Annotated in this window: 5 protein-coding genes; 3 read left to right on the top strand and 2 right to left on the bottom strand. The window is 74.0% G+C overall.

Features of this window, described 5'->3' with window-relative positions:
- Window positions 1-996, bottom strand: a 996-nt coding sequence (locus DQW06_RS19795) for a tRNA (adenine-N1)-methyltransferase (RefSeq protein ID WP_232833088.1), incomplete at its 3' end; no start/stop codon positions are given.
- 191 nt (window positions 997-1187) lie between these two features.
- Between DQW06_RS19795 and ppgK the strand changes: the two genes are divergently transcribed.
- Entirely contained in the window at window positions 1188-1952 is a 765-nt protein-coding gene (gene ppgK / locus DQW06_RS19790; protein ID WP_071621840.1) for a polyphosphate--glucose phosphotransferase, read from the top strand.
- A gap of 289 nt (window positions 1953-2241) precedes the next feature.
- On the opposite strand, the gene DQW06_RS19780 is transcribed toward ppgK, so the two are convergent.
- Window positions 2242-2607: a hypothetical protein gene (locus tag DQW06_RS19780; protein WP_013152520.1), complete on the bottom strand. Its 366-nt coding sequence runs from the start codon at window positions 2605-2607 to the stop codon at window positions 2242-2244.
- 209 nt (window positions 2608-2816) lie between these two features.
- Between DQW06_RS19780 and DQW06_RS19775 the strand changes: the two genes are divergently transcribed.
- Together DQW06_RS19775 and DQW06_RS19770 are read left to right on the top strand one after the other, a co-directional pair.
- Window positions 2817-4100, top strand: coding sequence for a helix-turn-helix transcriptional regulator (locus tag DQW06_RS19775; RefSeq protein WP_013152519.1), 1284 nt, complete (start codon window positions 2817-2819; stop codon window positions 4098-4100).
- Window positions 4101-4132: 32 nt separating this feature from the next.
- A partial coding sequence (locus tag DQW06_RS19770) for a hypothetical protein (protein WP_117199082.1) occupies window positions 4133-4515 on the top strand: 383 nt, incomplete at its 3' end.

Genomic DNA, 4515 nt, shown 5'->3' with positions numbered 1-4515 from the left:
GTCGGCCGCCCCGCCGGACTCCTCGGCGCCCCGGGGCGCCTCGGGAACCGCCGCGTCGGTGGCCAGCGCCCGGACCTCCCCGGCCGGGGTCGCCTCCCGCGCTCCGTCCGCGCGCCGGTCCTGCTCGCGCGCGGCGGTGAAGTCCTTGCCGTAGGCGCCCTTGGCCGGACGGCGGCGGCGCTCGGGGGCCTCGGCCCCGTCGGCCAGGCGGCGCGCGACCACCAGGAAACCGGTGTGCCCGATCATGCGGTGGTCGGGGCGCACCGCCAGGCCCTCCACGTGCCAGGTGCGCAGCATGGTCTCCCACGAGCGCGGCTCGTAGAAGCGGGGGTCCTCGCGCAGCTGCTCCACGACGCGCGAGAGCTGGGTGGTGGTGGCGACGTAGCAGCACACCAGCCCGCCCGGGATGAGGGCGTCGGCGACCGCGTCCAGGCACTCCCAGGGCGCGAGCATGTCCAGGAAGACGCGGTCGACGTCGGTCTCGTCCAGCTCCTCCACCAGGTCGCCGACGGTGAGCTTCCAGGCCGGGTGCGGACCGCCGTGGAACCTCTCCACGTTCTTGCGGGCGATCTCGGCGAAGTCGGCGCGGCGCTCGTAGGAGTGCACCATGCCGCTCTCACCGACCGCGCGCAGCAGCCAGTTGGACATGGCCCCCGAGCCCGCCCCGGCCTCCACCACGCGCGCGCCGGGGAAGATGTCGGCCTCCACGAGCACCTGGGCGGCGTCCTTGGGGTAGACGATGGTCGCGCCCCGCTTCATCGACAGGGTGTAGTCGATCAGCAGGGGGCGCAGCGCCACGTAGGCCGTGCCGGTGTTGGAGCGCACCACACTGCCCTCGGGCTGTCCGATGAGGTCGTCGTGGTCGACCTTGCCCTTGTGGGAGTGGAAGGCGGCGCCCTCTCGCAGGGTGATGGTGTGCATGCGACCCTTGGGGTCGGTCAACTGCACGGTGTCGCCGTCGGTGAAGGGGCCGCGGCGGCCATGGATACCGGTCAACGTCGCTCTCGTCTTCCCACGTCGCTATTGGTTGGCAGGGCGATCGCCCAGGGTATCGGCCCCCCGGTACCGCGGCGAACGGGCACGGGGCGCCCCCGCGTGCGAAATCCCCGCGCCCAGGGCAGTATTCAGCCTGACGGGCCCCTGACCGCGCCCGACCACCACACGAGGACCACGGGAGAAGACAACCCATGTCACAGCTGACCACGGGGCTGGGAATCGACATCGGCGGCAGCGGGATCAAGGGCGCGCCGGTCGACCTGACCACCGGCGAGTTCCTCAAGGAGCGGATGAAGGTCCTCACCCCCGACCGCTCCGACCCCGAGGCGGTGGCCGAGATCGTGCACGGGATCGCCGAGCACTTCCCCGAGGCGGCGGGAATGCCCCTGGGCGTGACCTTCCCGGGCGTGGTGCAGGGGGGCGTGGTGCGCACCGCGGCCAACCTGGACAAGAGCTGGATCGACACCGACGCGCGGTCGCTGTTCGCCGAGGCCACCGGCCGCCCGGTGCGCGTGCTCAACGACGCCGACGCCGCCGCCGTGGCCGAGACCCGCTACGGCGCTGCCAAGGACGTGCCGGGGGTGGTGCTGATGACCACCCTGGGCACGGGGATCGGCACCGCCCTGGTGGTGGACGGGCGCCTGGTGCCCAACACCGAGTTCGGGCACCTGGAGATCGACGGCCACGACGCCGAGACGCGGGCCTCCTCGGGCGCCAAGGAACGCGAGGAGCTGTCCTACCGCGAGTGGGCGACCGAGCGGCTGCAGCGCTACTACCGGGTCGTGGAGGACCTGCTGTGGCCGGACCTGATCGTGGTCGGCGGAGGGGTCAGCCGCAAGGCGGAGAAGTTCCTGCCGCTGCTGGACATCCGCACGCCCGTGGTGGCCGCCTCGCTGCTCAACACGGCCGGGATCGTCGGCGCCGCCCTGGCCGCCGCCGAGTCCGAGACCGGCTGAGGCGGCCCGGGCCACCCGGCCCTAGGGGTGCGGGCGCAGCCCCCTGACCGCCTTGTCCACGTCCCCCCTGGGCCCGTACACGGCCACGGCGCCCCCGGTGTCGAAACGCACGGGTGTGCGGACGCCGCGTCCCCGGCGCCGGGGGCGTGGACGCCGGTGCGCGGCGGGGGTGCCGCTGTCGGAGGCCTCCGCGCGGTCGGGGTTCACCGACCAGAGCCATCTGACGCGGTGGTTCGGCCGCTCCTACGGGATCACGCCAGGGGCGTTCCGCGCGGCGGACCGCGCCCGCTCAGCCCTCGCCGACGGACAGGGACAGGGCGACCACGATCCGCCGCGCGGCGGTGGAGGTGTGCGCGACCGGTGAGATGGGCACGCCCGCCAACGCCGTGGGCAGCCCGTCCTGGAGCGGCCAGCGCATCCACCACCACAGGTCCCCGCGGTGGGGCCGCAGCAGGGCGCGGTGGGGCCGGGTGCTGGGGCCGGCGTCCACCGCCCCGCACAACCCGTCCTCACGGGCCTCCACCCCGCGTGAGCGCAGCTCGGCGGCCAGCCCGCGCAGGGCGAGGTTGGTCAGCTCCACGCGGTCCACCGGCCCGGCCGTACCCGGGGCACACCTCAGGCTCGGACTCCCCGTCGGCGGGGTCTCAACGGTCAACGGGACTCCCCTCCCCTTCCCAGACGCCTTCTGGGACCAACGACCCTTGCACTCTGCCGTATCCGGAGGAAAAACCGCCGGTCCTATGCGGATCACGCATACGTACTTCTTTCTTACACATAGCCACCAGCGGCGCCCGGATTCCCTAACCTAAGCTCATGTCCCAACCAGACGGCGTTCTTCCACCGGACCTGTGGACACGCCCCCACATGGCGGGTGCCCTGGCCACCTGTGACATGGCGACGATCATCGAGGGCGTGCGCGCGGCGCACGGCTGGTCCCAGGGCGACCTCGCCCGCGCGATCGACTACTCCCAGAGCTGGGTCTCGCGCGTGGTCAACGGCCAGCAGTCGCTGACCATCAGCCAGGTACACGACCTCGCCCGACGCCTGGGCATCCCGCTGCACATGCTGCGTTTCGGCGGCACCGCGCCCCAGGCCCGTCCCGCCGAGAAGGGGGTGGACACCACGAGGCGCCGCGACTTCGGACGCGCGGTGGCCGCGGGAGCCCTGCTCACCGCCACCACCGTCACCACCGGTGCGGCTCCGGCCCCGGTGGCGTCGGACCCGTACCCCGACACCGTCAACGAGACGACCGCGCCCTCCCTGCGCGCCATCACCGGGGGCCAGCGCCGCATGGACGCCACCTCCCCCTCCCGCCACCTGCTGCCCAGCGCTGTGGCGCACGTGCATCTGGCCGAGCACATGCGTGGGCAGGCGCACGGGACGCCCTTCCACGGCGAGTTGAGCGCCGCGGCCAGCGAGGCCTCCGGCTTCGCCGCCTGGCTGCACGCGGACCGGGGGGACATGGGGTCGGCCAGGGCGCACTACCGCACCGCCGTGACGCGCGCGCGCCAGGCGGACATGCGCCTGCTCGACGTGTACATGCTGGGCTCCCTGGCTGCCTTCGAGACCGACACCGCCGAGGACCACCACCTGGGCCTGGGGCTGGTCCAGGAGGCCGAACACGTCCTGGGCCCCGCCGCCCACCCCACCGCGCGCGCCTGGCTGGCCTGCGTGGGGGCGCTCGCGCACGCCGGGAACGGGGACGGCGCTGCGGCCGCGCGCGCCCTGGGCCGGGCGGAGCGGGAGGTGGCCCGCTCCGCCAACACCGACCCGCCCTGGCCGTGGGTGTTCGCCTTCGACGAGACCAAGGTCGCCGGTTACCGCGCCCGGGTGGGCGTGCGGCTGCGCCAGCCGCACGACGCCCGGCGGGCCTTCGCCGAGGCGTTCGCGCCCAACGGGGGCAACCCCAAGCAGTCCGCGGTCCTCCAGGTGGAACTGGCCTCGGCGCACGCCGACGCGGGGGACGTGGACGAGGCCTTCCGCCTGGTCCACGAGGCGCTGAACACGGGCGTGCGCTACGAGTCCGAGCGGATCATCGGCCGGGTCCGGGCCTTTCGCCGCCGCTGCTCGGGAACGCGGGCGCGCTGCGTGGCCGACCTGGACGACCGGCTCCTGTCCCTGGTGAGGGGCGCCGCCGCCCAGGGGTAGGAAAACCGCGAAGCGACCATCAGGGAGGTCCCGTGATCCACATCGGAGTCACCGGTCACCGAGACCTGGCCCCCGGCGTGCGACGCACCGTCACCACGCTGCTCACCGCCCACCTGGAGCCCTACGGCTGCGAGATGGTGGGCCTGTCCTGCCTGGCCGACGGCGCCGACGCCGTCTTCGCCGAGGCCGTCGTCGCCGCCGGAGCCCCGCTGGAGGCGGTCATCCCCGCCTCCGGCTACCGCCAGGCGCTGCCCGAGGAGCACCGCCCCGTCTACGACCGCCTCCTGCGACAGGCCGTCCTCGTGCACACGCTGCCCCGCACCGAGTCCACCCCCGAGGCTCACCTGGAGGCCGGAAGGCTGCTCGTGCGGCGCTGCGACCAGCTCGTGGCCGTCTGGGACGGCCAGCCCGCGCG

The organism is Nocardiopsis sp. TNDT3, from assembly GCF_003427465.1.
GTDB classification, from domain to species: Bacteria; Actinomycetota; Actinomycetes; order Streptosporangiales; family Streptosporangiaceae; genus Nocardiopsis; species Nocardiopsis dassonvillei.
The sequence above is the reverse complement of the archived record's forward strand: the minus strand, read 5'-3'. Positions and strand labels throughout refer to the sequence as shown.